The organism is Saccharopolyspora sp. NPDC002686, from assembly GCF_040295745.1.
Classification (GTDB): Bacteria; Actinomycetota; Actinomycetes; order Mycobacteriales; family Pseudonocardiaceae; genus Saccharopolyspora; species Saccharopolyspora oryzae.
Genome location: NZ_JBEOVY010000168.1, coordinates 1 through 16,136, shown reverse-complemented (window position 1 = coordinate 16,136; position 16,136 = coordinate 1). Strand labels below are relative to the sequence as shown.

Sequence of the window (16,136 nt, the reverse complement as noted above, 5' to 3'; positions counted from 1 at the left end):
GTCGGCCGCCATGTGCCGAGCCATCTGGAGCAGCCTCTCCCGCCGCTCCGCGCGCAGCCGCGACTGCTCGACGACGAGCGCCTCGGACGCCGGGTCGAACAGGTACGCCAGCAGGTGCACGGTGATCGTCCGGCCGTTGCCGTCCGGGCACGCGCAGGACAGCTCAGCGCCCGGGACGACCCGGATCCGGCCCGGCTGCCCGAGCTCGCGCACCGCTCGCTCGGCCTCTGCCCAGCCCGCGGTGGTGTCGTGGTCGGTGATCGCGATGGCATCCAGCCCCGCCGCGACGGCCGTGGCCACCAGCTCGGCCGGTGTGTCGGTGCCGTCGGACTCGGTGGAATGCGTGTGCAGGTCGATTAGCACACCGAACAGTGTGACCTATGCCCTGCGAACGGCCGCGACCGCAGTCCGGGCAGCGATCGGCCCGGCGAGCTGGACGCCCGCCGGGCCGATCACCGCTCAGAGCTTGGCGGCCTTGCGCTTTCCGACTGCTGCTCGGCGAGCCTTGAGCATCGAGAAGCGGTCCTGCTGCTGACCCTTCTTGTCGCCGAAGACCAGACCGGAGATCGCGTCTTCGACCTCGGTCGGGTTCGGGACGTACTCGATGCGGTTGAGCGCCTGGATCTGACCGGCCGACTCGACCACGAGGGTGCCGTACCCGAAGATCCGGCCCATCAAGGTTCGGGCGAAGGTCAGGTCGGTCACCTTCGTGATCGGCATCATCGCCACGTTGGTGGTGAAGATGCCGGAGGTCAGCAGGAACCTCTTGTCGGTGACGACGATGCGTTCCACGTACCAGTCGAGCACCTGGTACGTGAAGCGCACCAGGACGATCAACCCGGCGTACCAGAGGATGTTCTGGAACAACCAGGCGTTGCCCGCTGGTAGCAGGTACGACACCATCACCAGGCCGACGAGCAGGCCGACCGCTTCGAAGAGGTCCCACAGCAAGCACGCCCAGTGGCGCCGCACGCGGATCACCCTGCGTTCGGTGTCCAGCAGGTACTCGTCGGGATCCCTCGGAGCGAACAAGGCACCCGCCTCCCGCGGCTCGCGCTTACTGGAAGAGGTTCTGCATGAAGGTGATGACGGCCTCTGCTGCGCCCTTCAGGCTGTCCAGGATGCCGTTGACCACGCCGCTCGCTTGAGCTGGCGCGGCGAACAGGAAATACAGGAGGAAAGCAACTCCGGCCCACGTGAGGATTTTCTTCATGTTCACTGTCACGCACCCCGTCCGAAAATGCCCTTGAGTAGCGCAGGCGTTTGCTGATCCGTTGTACCGCACTTCGCCGCTTTACGGCAGCTTTGTACCGCACTTGGGTCAGTCGTTTCCGAGCAGGCTCGGATCAACTACCCTCCGTGGCGATGATCGTATCGGAGGACCCCGCGATCCGCTGCGTCGGAGCCGTGATCCACGACGCACGTGGCCGGTTGCTGCTGGTCAAACGCGCACATGAGCCGGATGCCGGGAAGTGGTCGCTGCCCGGCGGCAAGGTGGAGCAGGGGGAATCCGACCATTCGGCGGTACAGCGCGAAGTCCTCGAGGAAACGGGACTCTCCGTCACCGTCGGCGAGCTCGTCGGCCGCATAACCCGCCCCGGCCCGCACGGGACCTACGACATCCTCGACTACTCCTGCCGGACCAATGATTGGGCCCTTTGCCCTGGTGATGACGCCGCAGATGCCATGTGGGCGGACAGTGCGACTTTCGCCACATTCGACGCCGAAGGCGCTCTGACGAAGGGTTTGGCGGACTGCCTGCGGTCCTGGGATTGTTTACCCCGCAACGAGTGATCACCCGAATTCGACCGGGTGATCATCGCGATCCTCGGTGACCGAGTTGTCCGAACCGGGCCGCGGAGCTCGCGGGCATTCGCCCACATCGCCCAATTCACCCGTTTCCGTCCGCCGTTCGATGCGGCTTGTGACGTTCTGCCAGAGCGGTTGCCGGGACAACGCTCCGACGGAGTATCGTTGCCGGTTGGCTGACGCGAGGACCACCGCATCGGTGGATGACCTTCAGGAGGTGAGGGATCGTGGGCACTAGTGCCGACAGCGCTCTTCCGTGCAGTACCAACCGCATCCCCGCCGGGAAGACCGTCCGCTAGCACCGCCGGTCATTTCGCCCCTCCGGACCCGGCCGGGATGCGCGACCCCGTTCCGCGCCCCGAAGCTCGTCGTTCCCCGGTCCATCCACCTCGGCGGAACGCGCCCCGGACACCCTGGAGGCCGCCGTGCCCAACCTTCCCTCGCTCGGCCTGCGCAACCGAAACGGCCGCCCGCCCCGCACCGCGCCCAGGCCGGCTCCCGCACCGACGTCCGACTACGTCGTGGACTGCGGGATCTACGTCGACGGCGAGCGGGTCGAAGGCACCTGGAACCACTTCGAAGCCGTCGAAGAGGTGCGCCGCCGCGGCACCGGATTCGTCTGGATCGGCCTGCACGAACCCACCGAAGAGCAGATCAACGGTCTCGCCGACACCTTCGGGCTGCACGAGCTGGCCGTCGAGGACGCCGTGCACGCCCACCAGCGGCCGAAGCTGGAGCGCTACGACAACACGTTGTTCATGGTGCTCAAGACGGTCCGCTACCTGTCCTCGGACCGGCGGTCGGCGACCAGCGAGATCGTCGACACCGGCGAGCTGATGGTGTTCCTCGGCCGGGACTTCGTCATCACCGTCCGGCACGGCAAGCACGCCGGGCTCGGCGAGGTGCGCAGCCAGCTGGAGGCCGATCCGGAGCAGCTGGCGCTGGGACCGTCGGCGGTGCTGCACGGCGTCGCCGACCACGTGGTGGACACCTACCTCGAGGTCACCGAGGCGATCCAGGACGACATCGACGAGATCGAGGCCGAGGTCTTCGAACCGCGCACCAAGGTCGACGCCGAGCAGATCTACCTGATGAAGCGCGAAGTCCTGGAGCTGCGCCGGGCGGTGCTGCCGCTGACGAAGCCGTTGCAGCGGCTGGCCGACGGCTACACGCCGATGGTCGCCGACGACGTGCGCTCCTACTTCCGCAACGTCGAGGACCACCTGGCGAAGGTCTCGGAAATGGTGGGGTCCTTCGACGAACTGCTGACCACCCTGGTGGACGCGACGCTGGCCAAGATCACGCTCCAGCAGAACACCGACATGCGCAAGATCTCCGCGTGGGTCGCGATCATCTCGACGCCGACCATGGTCGCCGGGATCTACGGCATGAACTTCGACAGCATGCCCGAACTGCACTGGACCTACTCGTATCCCGGGGTCCTCCTGCTGATGCTGACCGCGTGCCTGGTGCTGTTCAAGATCTTCCGCCGGAACAAGTGGCTGTGATGGCACTCGGTAACGAAGTCCGGATCTCGGACGATACGCTTAGTAGGGTCACTTCGCGCCTGGTCTTCTTCCGGGTGCACCACCTGCCGTTCACCGCCGCCCGTTTCGTTCGGGCGGTATCCGCGCGTGAGGAGGTTGTCATGCACCGGCTGCTGCAGAACCAGGGGCGAGCCAAGCATCAACCCGTCTCCGCGCCCCTGCCGCGGCGAAGTCCGGTGACGCGCCGGCAGATCGCGGAACAGCTGTTCCGGCACACCTCGTGGGTGCAGCGAAAACCCGGCGCGATGTGGGACGCGGTTCCCGCCGCGCCGCGCGCCGCCGTGCGCTGACGCCTGCCGGGATTCTCCGCGGGCCCACATCGTGAGGGCGAATCTCTTGCAGATCTTCGTTGTTCACGTGGAGGCACCGCCATGACTCGCTTGATGACCAACAAGCTGACCATCCTCGTCGCACTGATCATGGGATGGATCTTCACCATTTTCCTGCTCATCTCGAACCAGGCCTGAAATCTCGTCCACTGTGGCCTGAATTCGCGCCCACGGGCGGTAGCCGCATTCAGCGATGCGCTCGCGCATCGCCGGCGCGGCGCGGCTATAACTCCCACCGGACAGGGCTTTCCCACGGTGGAGGTGGTCGCGAATGCCTGGTTTGCGCTCAACCGCTGCGGCTCTGGCGCTGCTCGGCGCCGGGCCGCTGCTCCTGGCGGCGAGCACGCCACCGGTGGAGCAGCAGCTCCTCGACCTGACCAACACCGCCCGCGCGGGCGCCGGTTGTCCGCCGCTCCGGCTGAACGCGGACCTGAGCGAGGCGGCGACCGAGCACAGCACCGACATGGCGCACCAGGGCTTCTTCGACCACACCGGTAGCGAGGGCAGCGACCCCGCGGCCCGGACTCAGGCCGCGGGGTACCCGGGCGACTACATCGGCGAGAACATCGCCGCCGGCTACGACTCGGCCGAAACCGTCTTCCAGAAGTGGATGGAGACCGCCGTCCACCGCAGCAACATCCTCAACTGCAAGTTCACCGACCTCGGCGTCGGCCACGCCGACGTCCCCGGCAGCCAGTACCGCACCTACTGGACCCAGGACCTCGGCCGCCCACCGATCAGGTGAGCGTGCGGCCGGTGGTGGGGTCGAACAGGTGGATCTTGTCCGGGTCGAACCAGACGTCGAGGGGCTGGTTCTCCCGGGCGGCGGACTGCACCGAGAGGCGGGTGACGACCTGCCCCTCGTCGGTCGGGACGTCCGCGCTGCCGCTGTCGGCCGCTAGTTCGTCGAGTTCCGCCGTGCTGGCCCGGCCGCCGTGGACGGTGAAGTAGACGTACTTGTCCGAGCCCATCTCCTCGACCACGTCGACTTCGCCCCGGAACGTGGCTCCGGCGGCCCGGGTCGCGTCGTCGAGGAGAGCCGCGTCCTCGAAGTGCTCCGGGCGGATGCCCAGGACGAGGTTGCGCGGGCCACCGGCGGATTCCAGCGCCCGGCGGATGCGGTCGTTGAGCGGGACATCGCCGAGGGGGCCGCGCAGGACGCCATCGTCGGCCTCGACCGGCGCGAAGTTCATCGCCGGAGAGCCGATGAAACCCGCCACGAACAGGTTCGCCGGGTGTTCGTAGAGGTGCTGGGGCGCGCCCACCTGCTGCACGACGCCGCCGCGCAGGACGACGACCCGGTCGCCCAAGGTCATCGCCTCGGTCTGGTCGTGGGTGACGTAGACCGTCGTGGTGCCCAAGCGCTTCTGGAGCTTCGACACCGAGGTGCGCATCTGCACCCGGAGCTTCGCGTCCAAATTGGACAGCGGCTCGTCCATCAGGAACGCCTTGGGGCTGCGGACGATCGCCCGCCCCATCGCGACGCGCTGGCGCTGACCGCCGGAGAGGTTGGCCGGTTTGCGCTCCAGGTGCTGGGTCAGGTCGAGGATCTTGGCCGCCTCCTCGACCTTCGACCGCACCGTCGTGGCGTCGACCTTGGCCAGGCGCAGCGGGAAGGCCATGTTCTCGAACACCGTCATGTGCGGGTACAGCGCGTAGGACTGGAACACCATCGCGATGTCGCGGTCCTTCGGCGCGCGCTCGTTCATCCGCTCACCGCCGATGCGCAGCTCGCCGGAGCTGATGTCCTCCAGCCCGGCGATCATGTTCAGCGTGGTGGACTTCCCGCATCCGGACGGGCCGACCAGGATCACGAACTCGCCGTCGGCGATCTCCAGGTTCACCTCGTCGACCGCCAACGCCCCGTCCGGATAGCGCTTGGACACCGCGTCCAGCACGATCTCGGCCACTTCGCCTCACCCCTTCACTGCGCCGGAGGTCAGTCCGGACACGATGCGCCGCTGGAAGAACAGCACGAACACGATGATCGGAACGGTGATCACCACCGCAGCGGCGGAGATCGACCCCGTCGGGTCCTCGAACTGCGAGCTGCCGGTGAAGAACTGCAGCGCCACCGGCACCGTCCGGGAGTTCTCCGTGGAGGTCAGCGAGATCGCGAACAGGAAGTCGTTCCAGCAGAAGATGAACACCAGGATCGCGGTGGTGAACACGCCCGGCGCGGCCAGCGGCGCGATCACCTTCGCGAAGGCCTGCCCCGGCGTCGCGCCGTCCATCTTCGCCGCCTTCTCCAGCTCCCACGGGATCTCCCGGAAGAACGCCGACAGCGTGTAGATCGACAGCGGCAGCGAGAAGGTGATGTAGGGCAGGATCAGCCCCGGCCAGGTGTCGAACAGCCCCAGCACCCGCTCGATCTCGAACAGCGGGGACACCAGCGACACCTGCGGGAACATCGCGATCAGCAGCGACACCCCGACCAGCAGCCGCTTGCCGGGGAAGTCCAGCCGGGCGATCGCGTAGGCGGCCATGGTGCCGAGCACCACCGCGATCAGGGTGGCGATCAGCGCGATGCCGATGGAGTTCAGCAGCGCGCGGGTGAACTCCGTGGTGCTGAAGATCGCCGCGTAGTTCTCCAGCGTCCACTCGCGCGGGATCAGGTTGCCGTCGGACAGCGTGTCCGGCGTCTTGAACGACAGCGACAGGATCCACAGCACCGGCAGCAGCGCGTAGACCACGACGACGACGTTGAGCACCGTCCACTTGGCCTTCCGCGCGGGGGTCTCCGCCCCTCCCACGCCCGCCATCAGCGCCTCCCCTCGTCGTCGCTACCGGGCGCGGCCGTGCCGAAGAGCTTGACGAAGATCCACGCGATGAGCGCGACCGCCACGAAGATCAGCACCGACATGGTGGAGCCGATGCCCAGGTTCAGTCCCTTGATCAGGTTGTTGTAGGCCAGCACCGACACCGACGAGGTGTCCTGCGCGCCGGAGGTGAGCACCACGATGTTGTCGAAGACGCGGAAGGCGTCGAGGGTGCGGAACAGCAGCGCGACCAGGATGGCCGGTTTCATCACCGGCAGCATCACCTTCACGAACCGCTGCCACGGCCCGGCGCCGTCCATCGCCGCCGCCTTGAGCAGGTCGTCGGGCACCAGCGCCAGCCCGGCCATCAGCAGCAGCGCCATGAACGGGGCGGTCTTCCAGACCTCGGCGAGGATCACGATGGCCAGCGCGCTGGCGTGCTCGGTCAGCGGTGCGCCGTCCGGGGTGATCGCGTTGGCCAGGTACCCGGTGTCCGGGGTCCAGGCGTAGCGCCAGCTGAACGCCGCGACCACGGTGACGATCCCGTACGGGATGAGGGTGACCGTGCGGACCAGACCGCGGCCGACCAGCGCCCGGTGCATGACCAGCGCCAGGCCCATGCCGAGCGCGAACTCGATGACCACCGACACCACCGTGACCAGCACGGTCACCCAGAACGCCGTCCACCAGTAGCTGTTGCTCAGCACGGTGACGTAGTTGTCCAGCCCGACGAACTCGCGCTGGTCCGGGTACTTCAGGTCGAAGCGCTGGAAGGACAGCCACAGCGCGTAGAGGATCGGGTAGCCGGTGACGGCGAGCATCACCAGCGCGGCCGGCGCGCACAGCATCCAGCCGAGCCTGCGTTCGGCCTTCTTGCCCTCGCTGATCGCCTTGGCCACGGGGAGGGAGTCCTGCTGTTGCACCATCAGGGCATCACTCCCTTGGACTCCAAGGCGTTCTGCACCTCGGTGCGCATCCGGTCCGCGGTGGGTTGCGGGTCGATCTGCGCGATCGGGGACAGCAGCTTGGACAGCACCGTGGACACGTTCTGGGAGGCCGGGGTCACCGGGCGCACGCCGGGATCCTTGAGGGCTTCCAGGATCGTGTCGCGCATCGGGTACTCCGCGGCGATCTCGGGTTCGGCGTAGACGGACTCGATGGTCGGCGGCACGCCGTCGTTGAGCGCGGAGGCCTTCTGGTTCTCCGGGTTGCGCAGGCACTTGGCCGCTTCGAAGGACAGCTCCGGCTTGGTCGAGAAGCTGCTGATCGCGTAGTTGCCGCCGCCGATGGTGGACTTGCTCGGCACGCCCGGCTGCAGCCCCGGCATCCGCGCCCAGCCGACCTTCGCGGCCAGCTCCGGCTTCTTCTCCTGCATCGAGGCGTAGACGAACGGCCAGTTCAGCTGGAACGCGGCCTGCCCGGTCTCGAACTCCTGCCGGGCGTCGTCCTCCTTGGCGTTGTTCATCGACGCGCTGGTCACGCCCGCCGTGCCGAGGTCGCGCAGCGCCTGCAGCGCCCGCACCGCGCCCTCGTCGACCACGGCGGTCTTGCCGTCGTCGGAGATGATGCGCCCGCCCGCCGACTCGACCAGCGTGTTGAAGTGCACGTACAGGCCCTCGTACTGCGCGCCGGTGAGCGAGACCCAGTGCGGTTTGCCCTCCTGCTTCAGGCGCTGGGCGGTGGAGATCATCTCGTCCCAGGTCTTCGGCGGTTCGGGCACGAGGTCCTTGCGGTACCAGAGGAGCTGCACGTTGGTGTTCTTCGGCGCGGCGAAGAGCTTGCCGTCCCAGGTGGCGGTTTCCAGCGGTCCCTGCAGGGTGCCGCGCTCGACGTCGGCCTTGTCCTGCCCGGTCCACTCCCGGATCCACTTCGCCTCGGCGAACTCACCGGTCCAGGTGACGTCGAGGTTCAGGACGTCCATGCCCTCGTCCCCGGCGGCGAGGCGGCGCACCATCTGCTCGCGCTGGCCGTCGGCGTCGCGGGGCAGCTTGTGGTAGACGATGCTGTACCGCCCGCCCGACGCGGCGTTGCAGCGGTCGACGTTCTGCTGCAGGTTCTCCTCGGGCGCGCTGTAGAGGTTCACGGTGTTCGCGCTGGATGCCGGCGCGCAGGCGGTCAGCGCGGACGCGCAGGCCAGCGATGCTCCGAGCACCGCCGCGCGACGAGTGCGGCGAACTCTCACGATCGGTCCTCCCAGTTTCCGGCCGCAGCCGCGACCGAGCCCGGGTCCGGAGCTCCGTCGCCTGCCACCACCGGCGGTGACGCCGGTGAGGGGAAAGCTAGGGCGCTTGATCAGCTACGGCAAGACCGCCGCACCGCTTGTTGCCAACACGTGAATAACGGCGAAACAGGCAATGCGAATGCTCCCCCGAAAGCACGAAGCCCAGGCTCCGAACGGGGCCTGGGCTTCGGCGCGAACGCGTCGCTGAGGCTTTTTCATCCTGTCCGGTCTGCGACTGCGAGGCACGACCGGCACCGCCGCGCAGGACGAGGATGGAAAACCCTCACTGCGAGGGTGGTGGTTTCATCGCCAGCTTCGCGAGCAGGTCTCGGCCCTGCTCCGCGTGGCGAGGCTGGGCCAGGACGTCGTAGCGGCCCGCGACCAGCTGGCTCGCCGAGGAGAAGTCGCGGCGACCGCGCGTGGAGGCGTAGCCGACCGCGGCGAAGACCAGACCGAACAGCACACCCGCGCCGAGGCCGGCCAGCACCGGGCCGATCCAGCTGCCCTGCGGGGTGAACATGCCCATGATCAGACCCACGAACAGGCCGAACCACGCGCCGGAAGCGGCACCGCCGCCCAGCACCCGGCCCCAGGTCAGCCGTCCGGTGACCCGCTCGACGAGCATCAGGTCGACGCCGACGATGGTCACCTCCTGCACGGGGAAATCGCTGTCCGCGAGGTGGTCGACGGCGCGCTGCGCCTCTTCGTAAGTGCTGTAGGAGCCGATCGGCCAACCGGTCGGCGGCGTGGGCAGGTTCGGTGTGCCCGGCGTCTGCCGGCTGGCGCCGGTGAATGGGTTGGACACCGCTGACACCTCCGTGAAAAGTGCTGCCAAGGCCGGAACCAGCGGCGGCGGACGAGCCCGATTCCACCGCAATGTCCCTTCCCCCATCAGGCTACCCTGCGAGGGTTTCCCGGAGATCATGTCGGTCCACGACTCAGCACGCATCCCCAGCCCCGCGACATTCGACTTAGGGTTGCCTAATTTATCGGCTTGCGGTCGAATGGATCCGTGACCGCTGCGACCCCCATCCGCGCCGTCGCCGACCACTTCGAGCTGGCCGTCTCGACGTTGCACTACTGGGAACGGCGCGGGCTGATCACGCCGCACCGGCGCGGCGGGCAGCGCTGGTACGACACCGATCAGCTCTACCGCATCGCCCTGATCAAGGAATGGCGCACCAGCGGGCTCTTCAGCCTGGAGCAGATCGCCCTCATGCTGTCCGGCGTGCCGGACTGGCGCGAAGAGGTCGTCGCCCGGATCGGCGAGATCGAACAGCAGCAGGCCGAACTGGCCGGTGCGCGGTCCTACCTGGTCCGCCTGCTCGGCTGCCGATCCCCCGAAGATCCCGAGCGGTGCCCGGGTTTCCGCGCCGAGACCGAGATCCCCGCAGTGCGCTGACCCGGCATCGCCACCGCCGCGACTGCGCCGGCGACCGCGACGCAGACCGCCGATGCGGCGAACGCAGCGGTGTAGCCGTGCGCCAACGCGTTGACGTCGTCCCCGGGGTGCGCGGCCTGCCACGACGCCGTCACCGCGGCGGAGAGCGCGCTCAACGCGGCGAGTCCGATCGCACCGCTGGTCTGGCGGACCGTGTTCAGCAATCCCGCAGCCAATCCGCTCTGGTGCGCCGGAACTCCGCTGGTCGCGCCGACCGTGATCGGGGTGAACGCGGCAGCCGTGCCGAACCCGAAGACCATGCCCGGCAACATCACCGAGGCCACGTACGAGGAGTTCGCGCCGGCGAGCAGCGCCACCCCGGCGAGGCCCGCTGCGCCGATCAGGCAGCACAGCACCGCCGCGCGGCGCACGCCCAGCCGCACCGACAGCGATCCGGCGATCTGCGCACCGACGAACATCGCCACTCCGATCGGCAGGTAGCCGAGCCCGGCGCGCAGCGGCGAGTAGCCGAGCACGTCCTGCAGGTACAGCGACAGCTGGACCGAGGTGGCGAGAAAACCCAGTCCCAGCAACAACATCACGACGTTGCCGCTGCTGACCGATCGCAGCCGGAAGATGCCCAGCGGAACCAGCGGCTCCCGCGACCACCTGGCCTGGTGCACCAGGAAGACGCCCAGCACCGCGATCCCGGCCAGCAGCGGTGACCACACCGACGCGTCCGTCCAAGTGGTCTCGGACGAGTGCATCACCGCGTAGACGATGCCGCCCAGACCTGTCGTGACCAGCACAGCGCCGAGCACGTCCAACCGCGGTCGCACCGCACCGCCCGTTCGCGGCGGCAGCGCGGTCCAGGCGACCGCGATCGCCAGCACCCCGACCGGCACGCTGACGAAGAACACCCACCGCCAGCCCGCCCACTGCGTCAGCACGCCGCCGATCACCGGCCCGGACGCCGCTCCGACCGCGCCCACCGCGCTCCAGGTACCCAGCATTCGCGCGCGCTGCGCGGGCTCGGTGAACGTCGTGATCAGCAGCGACAGCGTCACCGGCATCAGCAGCGCCCCACCGGCGCCTTGCACGGCCCGCGCGGCGAGCAGCAGCTCGGCCGAGGTCACCAAGCCGCCCGCCGTCCGGGCCAAGGTGAACAGCCCCATGCCGCACAGGTACATCCAGCGCTGGCCGAACACGTCCGAGAGCCGTCCCCCGAGCAGCAGGAATCCCGCGAAGGTGAGGGTGTAGGCGTTGACCACCCACGGCAGCGTCGCGTCGGTGAACCCCAGTTCGGCGCGGATCGCGGGCAGCGCGACGGACACGATGGTGGCGTCGAGGATCACGACGAACGATCCCGCGCACGCGAGCCCGAGCACGACGGCGGGTTTGCGTTGCGCGGGCGAGGAGCTCTGCTCGATCGTCGCGGTGCTGCCGCGATCCGACCGAGCGCGGGACGGGCATCGCCTGCCGAACACCATTCCGGCCTCCGCTCCGGACGTCCACCGCCTCCGAGCGGGCAGCGGGATCGGCCGTAGCTTGTCGGCTCAACCCGAGTTGAGCGCAAGCCTGCGGTTTCCGGACCGACTCCCCGGGCTAGGGTTTCCGGTGGGGGTGGGTGTCGTGGAGCGGGTCTGCATCGAGCGGTCGGTCTGGTTCGGCGAGGCCGAGCTGATCCCCGATCCGCACCGGTCCCGCGGGTGGACCGTGGCCGTCGACGGCGTCACCCAGTCCTTCGTCGACCTCGCCGATCCGACCTACCTGAAGCTGCCCTACATCGCCTGGATCGCGCAGGCGATCGACCGGCACTGGCCCGCCGGCGCTGCGGTGTCTGCGACCTACCTCGGCGGTGCCGGGTGCACGCTGCCCCGCTACGTCGCCGCGACGCGGCCCGGATCCGAGCAGACCGCGTTCGAGCTCGACGAACCGCTGGTCGAGCTCGTGCGCGAGCACCTCGCGCTGGACGAGGTGCCGGGGCTGGACGTGCGCGTGCAGGACGGGCGAGCGGGTATCCAGGACGCGCCGGACGGCAGCAGCGATCTCGTGGTGCTCGACGTGTTCCGCGCGGGGAGCGTGGCCACCGAGCTGGCCACCGTCGAGTTCCTGACCGAGATCTCGCGGGTGCTGCGTCCCGGCGGGCTGTTCGCGGCGAACATCTGGGACGGCGGTGCACTGGAGTTCGCGCTGCGCGCCTTCGCCTCGGTCCGCGAGGTGTTCCCGCACGTCCTGGTCCTCGCCGAGCCCGGCGTCCTGCTGCGCCACCGCGCCGGCAACGTCGTGGTCGTCGCCTCCACCCGGGAGCTGCCGAAGGCGGAGCTCGACGCGTGGGGCGCCGCAGCGGCGAACCGGATGTCGTGCCTGACCCCGCCGCAGCTGGCCGGCGTCGCCGGAACGGGTGCCCCGATCACCGAGGCCGATCCGCACGAGGATCCGGTCCCGCCGGTTCGGGGATCCCGCTAGCTCGTCCGTCCGCGCGGGCGCGGGGTGAGGACGTCGACCACGCCCAGCAGGACCATGTGCGCGTAGGCCGTGAGCGCCGTGGCCAGCAGGATCCAGCCCCCGCCGCTCCAGGCGTTCGGTTCGGACAGCCACAGCACACCGCCGAACACCAGCGCCGTCAGCGCGACGGCTCCGATGCGGGCGCCGGTCCGGTAGGCGATCGTCGCGGGCCAGGTCAGCAGCACCGCGACCAGCGCCAGGCCGAGCGGGCCGAGGCGGAAACCGGTGGTGAACAACCAGAACTCCGCGGCCAGCAGCACCGCCGCGAGGACCAGGGCGGGGATCCAGCGGGCCAGTCCGCGGCCGAAGTGGGCCACGATCCTGCTGCCCGCCCACACCGCGAACACCGCCACCAGCAGCATCGCGAACAGCACGCCGGGGCCGAAGGAGGTGCCCGAGAAGTCCGCCAAGACCCACCAGTCGCCCCGCGGCGGTTCGAAGGCGAACCAGCCGAAGTCCGCCGCCTGCAGCGGGCACTCGGACAGGCAGTAGCTCTGCTGGACCGACACCGCGCTGGCGGTGAACTGCGGGAAGTCGTCCGAACCCGATGCGGTCTGCATGCTCGTCTGGCCGATGCCGGTGAACGCCACGGCAGTGGCCGCCAGCAGACCGAGCAGCGCCGCCCGGCGAGGGGCGGCGATGGCGTAGACGACCAGCATCGCCAGCGGTTTGATCAGCGTCATCGCCCGACGGCCGAGCCACGGCAGCACGCCGCCGCGCGACGGGCGGGCGGCGCGGTAGCCGAGCAGGCCGAAGCGGGTGGCCAGCGACAGCGCCCGCCGCTCCCCCAGGTCCGCGAAGCGCTGGCGGCCGACGGCGTAGTGTTCGACCTCGTTCGACAGCTGCTCCGGGGTGGGCGTCGACGGCTCGCCGCCGCCGCGCTGGTCCGCCCCCGAGGCCACCGTCGCCACGTACGGGACCTCCTCCGCCGCGATCGTCCACTGCAGACGTTCGGTGAGCAGGTTGCGGGTCTCGGTCAGCGGGTGCTCGTCGTCGGGACGGGCGAACATCGCGTCCAGCTCGGCGCGCACGTCGCCCGCGTGCCGGGCCCAGACCTCGGCCAGGAAACCCCGCCACTGCTTGGCCTGGTCCTCGTCGAGGTTGCCGAGCTCGGCCTTCGTCGGGCGGCTGACGATCGCCTGCAGCGCATCGCCCAGCGCCTCGGAACCGCCGTGCCGCTGCACCAACCGCGCCGGGTCGGCGAGCAGCCCGACCAGCGCTGCGGCGGCGTCCATCCGCCCCCACATCCAGTCGTTGGCCCGCCACTTGGCGGACAGGAACGCGCCGAAGTTGCCGATGTCCAGGCCGCGGATCTTGTCCTCGATGCGCAGCGGGGCGTTCTTCCCGCGCCGCAGCGCCGAGAACGGCAGCGGGCTCTGCTCGTCGCTGACCACGCGCAGCAGGTTGATCCGCGAGCCCGGCACCCGGCCGACGTCCAGCGGTGCGGTCAGGACCACCAGCTGCTGGAGCACTTCGGGCCGCTGGTCGCTGCGCTCCAGCAGCGAGTAGCCGATCTGCGCGGGCTCGTCGCACTGCGCGCGCGGCGGGGCCAAGGCGGCCAGCCGGTCGGCGACGCGGTGCAGCAGCTTGCGGGCTTCGGCCACCGCATCCACCCCGGTGGCCTCCGGAACCGCGTCCGCGCCCGAAGACTCCACGATGGACCGGAGCTCGGCGGCGAACTCGGCGAGCACCCGCTGGAAGTCCGCACCTTCCTCCACCGCACCCAGCACCTCGCCGAGCAGCGGCGCGATCGGCGTGGGCAGCGCGTGCTGCAACCGGACCCGGCGCCGGAGCACCCGCTGCACCCACTCGTCGAGCTCCGCGGTCTCGACGATCGGCTCCAGCTTCGCGCCGTTGATCCAGTACCGGTCCGCGTGGCCTTCCAGCACTTCGGCGAACGTGCGCAGCCGGTAGAGCACCGACTTGCAGCGCCCGATCTCCCGGCTCTCCGGCGACCAGCGCTCGATGTCCCACGCCCAGCCGAGGCATTCCTGAACCGCGGTGATCAGGCTGCGCGCGTCGTCGAAGACCCGCGTCGTCGCCTCCCGGCCGAGCCCGTCGGACAGCCGCTGCTCGAGCTGGGTCCGGGCCGTCGCGGACCAGTCCGCGAGCGGATCGCCGACCACCGGCGGCAGCAGCTTCCCGTCCTCGCTGCCCGCGGGCTCGGTGAGCAGCCGGTACACCGCCTGCGCGTCGAGCTCCGAGCGCACCACGGCGTGGTCGGGCGCGACGGCGGTGACCTGGCGCTCCAGCGCGTCGAGCCGTTCTTCGTCCGGCGTGGCGTGCAGCTGCGCGAACAACGCCTTGCGGCGCAACGCCGTTCGCTCCACGACGCGGTTGTGCTCCTCGAGCGCCTCGAGGTCGCCGAGCAGCGATTCCTGCGTCATGCGGGCGCGCAGCGCGGTCAGGCTGACCGGGACCGCGCGCCCCGGCTCGCGGCGCTGTTCCCGCGAAGCGATGGGGTCCGGGTTCAGGTACAGCAGCCACCGCTGCGTCGGGCGGTCCGCGGGCGCTTCGGTGATCGCGCGGATCGCCGCGGACACCGGGATGTTGTCCAGCACACCGCCGTCGATCACGCGGAAAGGCGCGGGACCGGAATCGGCCGTGGTCTCGGAGAACAGCCCGACCATGTTCGGCTCGCCCACCGGCGGCCGGCCCAGCGACGAGTGCACCTGGGCGGGCTCGAAGGCGAACGGGAACGACGAGGTGGCGCGGGCCGCGTGGGCCAGCCGCAGCACCGTGTCGCCGAACTGCTCGCCCGCACCGAAGTCCGACAGCGGATCGCCCGCCCGGCCGCGGTGCCGGAACTCGAACCTCGCGGCGCGCCGCTCCTGCAGCATCGAACCGGAGCGGGAGTCGAGGCGCTGCTCCACGACCGGGTCCAGCAGGGTCGCGGTGAGCAGCAGGTCGGCGCGGTTGCCCGGCGCCTCCGCCTGAGCCGGGACGCTGCCGGTGATGACCTTGACCAGCTCGGCGCGGAAGTAGGCGTCGCCCTCCAGCAGCGACGGCGGGCTGTGCTGCCAGAACCTCGGCACCGGCCGGGACATCGCCTCCACGTCGCCCAGCCGCACCCAGACCTCGCGCATCCGGTCGAACGGCATGCCGTAGACGAGGGTGGTGGCCAGCAGCGTGGCGTTCAGCCCACCGGCCGACGCCCCGGCGAGCACGTCGACGGCGACCGAGTCGTATCCGGACAACTCCGCCAGCGCCGCCCACGGGTGCGCCCCGGCGGGATCCTCGGCGTCGAGCAGCGCGGTGCGCAGCCGGTTGATCTCGGCGACCGCGCCACCGATCCACACCGCCATGCTCGCGCCACCGCGCATCGCCAGCGCCAAGCGCAGTTCCTGCTCGTTCTCCGCTCCAGCCCCGGTGGACACCTCGGAATCCGCCCTCTCCATCGACACCTGCGGATCACCCGAAAACCTACCGCGCGAACGCCGTCCGGTGTCCCCCAACGACGTTTCCGGCCCCCAATGCCCCACAACCTCAACCCACCGGACCAATCCCGAGGGGGGGGGGGTTGAAATGTAACTGCGCCCCCCCGGCCGGTGGGGGCCGGCCCCCCCCCATCGGAAGTGCACA

General features: G+C 69.7%; 16 protein-coding genes. 6 read left to right on the top strand and 10 right to left on the bottom strand.

The window, feature by feature from the left end:
* The 3 genes from ABTZ89_RS21775 to ABTZ89_RS21765 all read right to left on the bottom strand — a co-directional run.
* The coding region (locus ABTZ89_RS21775; RefSeq protein ID WP_351047522.1) for a PHP domain-containing protein at positions 1-363 on the bottom strand (363 nt) is incomplete at its 3' end.
* Between the two features lie 96 nt (positions 364-459).
* Entirely contained in the window at positions 460-1,032 is a 573-nt protein-coding gene (locus ABTZ89_RS21770; protein ID WP_270948802.1) for a PH domain-containing protein, read from the bottom strand.
* Positions 1,033-1,057: 25 nt separating this feature from the next.
* Positions 1,058-1,219: a hypothetical protein gene (locus tag ABTZ89_RS21765; RefSeq protein ID WP_270948804.1), complete on the bottom strand. Its 162-nt coding sequence runs from the start codon at positions 1,217-1,219 to the stop codon at positions 1,058-1,060.
* Positions 1,220-1,365: 146 nt separating this feature from the next.
* Between ABTZ89_RS21765 and ABTZ89_RS21760 the strand changes: the two genes are divergently transcribed.
* From ABTZ89_RS21760 to ABTZ89_RS21745, 4 genes are all read left to right on the top strand, one after another.
* Positions 1,366-1,794, top strand: a complete 429-nt coding sequence (locus ABTZ89_RS21760) for an NUDIX hydrolase (protein ID WP_351047517.1) — start codon at positions 1,366-1,368, stop codon at positions 1,792-1,794.
* A gap of 440 nt (positions 1,795-2,234) precedes the next feature.
* Entirely contained in the window at positions 2,235-3,317 is a 1,083-nt protein-coding gene (gene corA / locus ABTZ89_RS21755) for a magnesium/cobalt transporter CorA (RefSeq protein WP_270948806.1), read from the top strand.
* Positions 3,317-3,646 carry a hypothetical protein gene (locus ABTZ89_RS21750; protein WP_351047514.1) on the top strand — a complete coding sequence of 110 codons (330 nt, stop codon included), beginning with the start codon at positions 3,317-3,319 and terminating at the stop codon, positions 3,644-3,646. Before corA ends, ABTZ89_RS21750 begins: the two co-directional genes overlap by 1 nt.
* A 310-nt stretch (positions 3,647-3,956) precedes the next feature.
* Entirely contained in the window at positions 3,957-4,430 is a 474-nt protein-coding gene (locus ABTZ89_RS21745) for a CAP domain-containing protein (protein WP_351047511.1), read from the top strand.
* On the opposite strand, the gene ABTZ89_RS21740 is transcribed toward ABTZ89_RS21745, so the two are convergent.
* The 5 genes from ABTZ89_RS21740 to ABTZ89_RS21720 form a co-directional block, all read right to left on the bottom strand.
* The gene (locus ABTZ89_RS21740) at positions 4,423-5,595 is read right to left on the bottom strand and encodes an ABC transporter ATP-binding protein (protein WP_270948809.1); all 1,173 of its coding nucleotides are present in this window, start codon (positions 5,593-5,595) and stop codon (positions 4,423-4,425) included. The genes ABTZ89_RS21745 and ABTZ89_RS21740 overlap by 8 nt on opposite strands.
* 6 nt (positions 5,596-5,601) lie before the next feature.
* Positions 5,602-6,447, bottom strand: coding sequence for a carbohydrate ABC transporter permease (locus tag ABTZ89_RS21735; RefSeq protein WP_270948810.1), 846 nt, complete (start codon positions 6,445-6,447; stop codon positions 5,602-5,604).
* Entirely contained in the window at positions 6,447-7,370 is a 924-nt protein-coding gene (locus ABTZ89_RS21730; RefSeq protein ID WP_270948811.1) for a carbohydrate ABC transporter permease, read from the bottom strand. The genes ABTZ89_RS21735 and ABTZ89_RS21730 overlap by 1 nt, the downstream gene beginning before the upstream one ends.
* A complete protein-coding gene (locus ABTZ89_RS21725) occupies positions 7,370-8,626 on the bottom strand; it encodes an ABC transporter substrate-binding protein (RefSeq protein ID WP_502949576.1) in 1,257 nt (418 codons plus the stop codon). The genes ABTZ89_RS21730 and ABTZ89_RS21725 overlap by 1 nt, the downstream gene beginning before the upstream one ends.
* 322 nt (positions 8,627-8,948) lie before the next feature.
* Positions 8,949-9,470, bottom strand: coding sequence for a YflT domain-containing protein (locus tag ABTZ89_RS21720; protein WP_270948812.1), 522 nt, complete (start codon positions 9,468-9,470; stop codon positions 8,949-8,951).
* A gap of 207 nt (positions 9,471-9,677) precedes the next feature.
* Between ABTZ89_RS21720 and ABTZ89_RS21715 the strand changes: the two genes are divergently transcribed.
* Positions 9,678-10,067, top strand: a complete 390-nt coding sequence (locus ABTZ89_RS21715; protein ID WP_270948813.1) for a helix-turn-helix domain-containing protein — start codon at positions 9,678-9,680, stop codon at positions 10,065-10,067.
* Here the strand turns inward: ABTZ89_RS21715 and ABTZ89_RS21710 are convergent.
* A complete protein-coding gene (locus tag ABTZ89_RS21710) occupies positions 9,974-11,536 on the bottom strand; it encodes an MFS transporter (protein ID WP_351047505.1) in 1,563 nt (520 codons plus the stop codon). The two genes, ABTZ89_RS21715 and ABTZ89_RS21710, sit on opposite strands and share 94 nt — an antisense overlap.
* Before the next feature lie 142 nt (positions 11,537-11,678).
* On the opposite strand from ABTZ89_RS21710, the gene ABTZ89_RS21705 reads away from it, so the two are divergent.
* Entirely contained in the window at positions 11,679-12,515 is an 837-nt protein-coding gene (locus ABTZ89_RS21705) for a spermidine synthase (protein ID WP_351047502.1), read from the top strand.
* Here the strand turns inward: ABTZ89_RS21705 and ABTZ89_RS21700 are convergent.
* Positions 12,512-15,952: a patatin-like protein gene (locus tag ABTZ89_RS21700; protein WP_351047499.1), complete on the bottom strand. Its 3,441-nt coding sequence runs from the start codon at positions 15,950-15,952 to the stop codon at positions 12,512-12,514. The genes ABTZ89_RS21705 and ABTZ89_RS21700 overlap by 4 nt on opposite strands.
* Positions 15,953-16,136: the final 184 nt, after the last annotated feature.

Coding starts and splice junctions, on each gene's coding strand:
- ABTZ89_RS21760 (WP_351047517.1), top strand. CDS start 1,366: ATGATCGTATCGGAGGACCCCGCGATCCGCTGCGTCGGAGCCGTGATC.
- ABTZ89_RS21750 (WP_351047514.1), top strand. CDS start 3,317: ATGGCACTCGGTAACGAAGTCCGGATCTCGGACGATACGCTTAGTAGG.
- ABTZ89_RS21745 (WP_351047511.1), top strand. CDS start 3,957: ATGCCTGGTTTGCGCTCAACCGCTGCGGCTCTGGCGCTGCTCGGCGCC.
- ABTZ89_RS21735 (WP_270948810.1), bottom strand. CDS start 6,447: ATGGCGGGCGTGGGAGGGGCGGAGACCCCCGCGCGGAAGGCCAAGTGG.
- ABTZ89_RS21730 (WP_270948811.1), bottom strand. CDS start 7,370: ATGGTGCAACAGCAGGACTCCCTCCCCGTGGCCAAGGCGATCAGCGAG.
- ABTZ89_RS21710 (WP_351047505.1), bottom strand. CDS start 11,536: ATGGTGTTCGGCAGGCGATGCCCGTCCCGCGCTCGGTCGGATCGCGGC.
- ABTZ89_RS21700 (WP_351047499.1), bottom strand. CDS start 15,952: ATGGAGAGGGCGGATTCCGAGGTGTCCACCGGGGCTGGAGCGGAGAAC.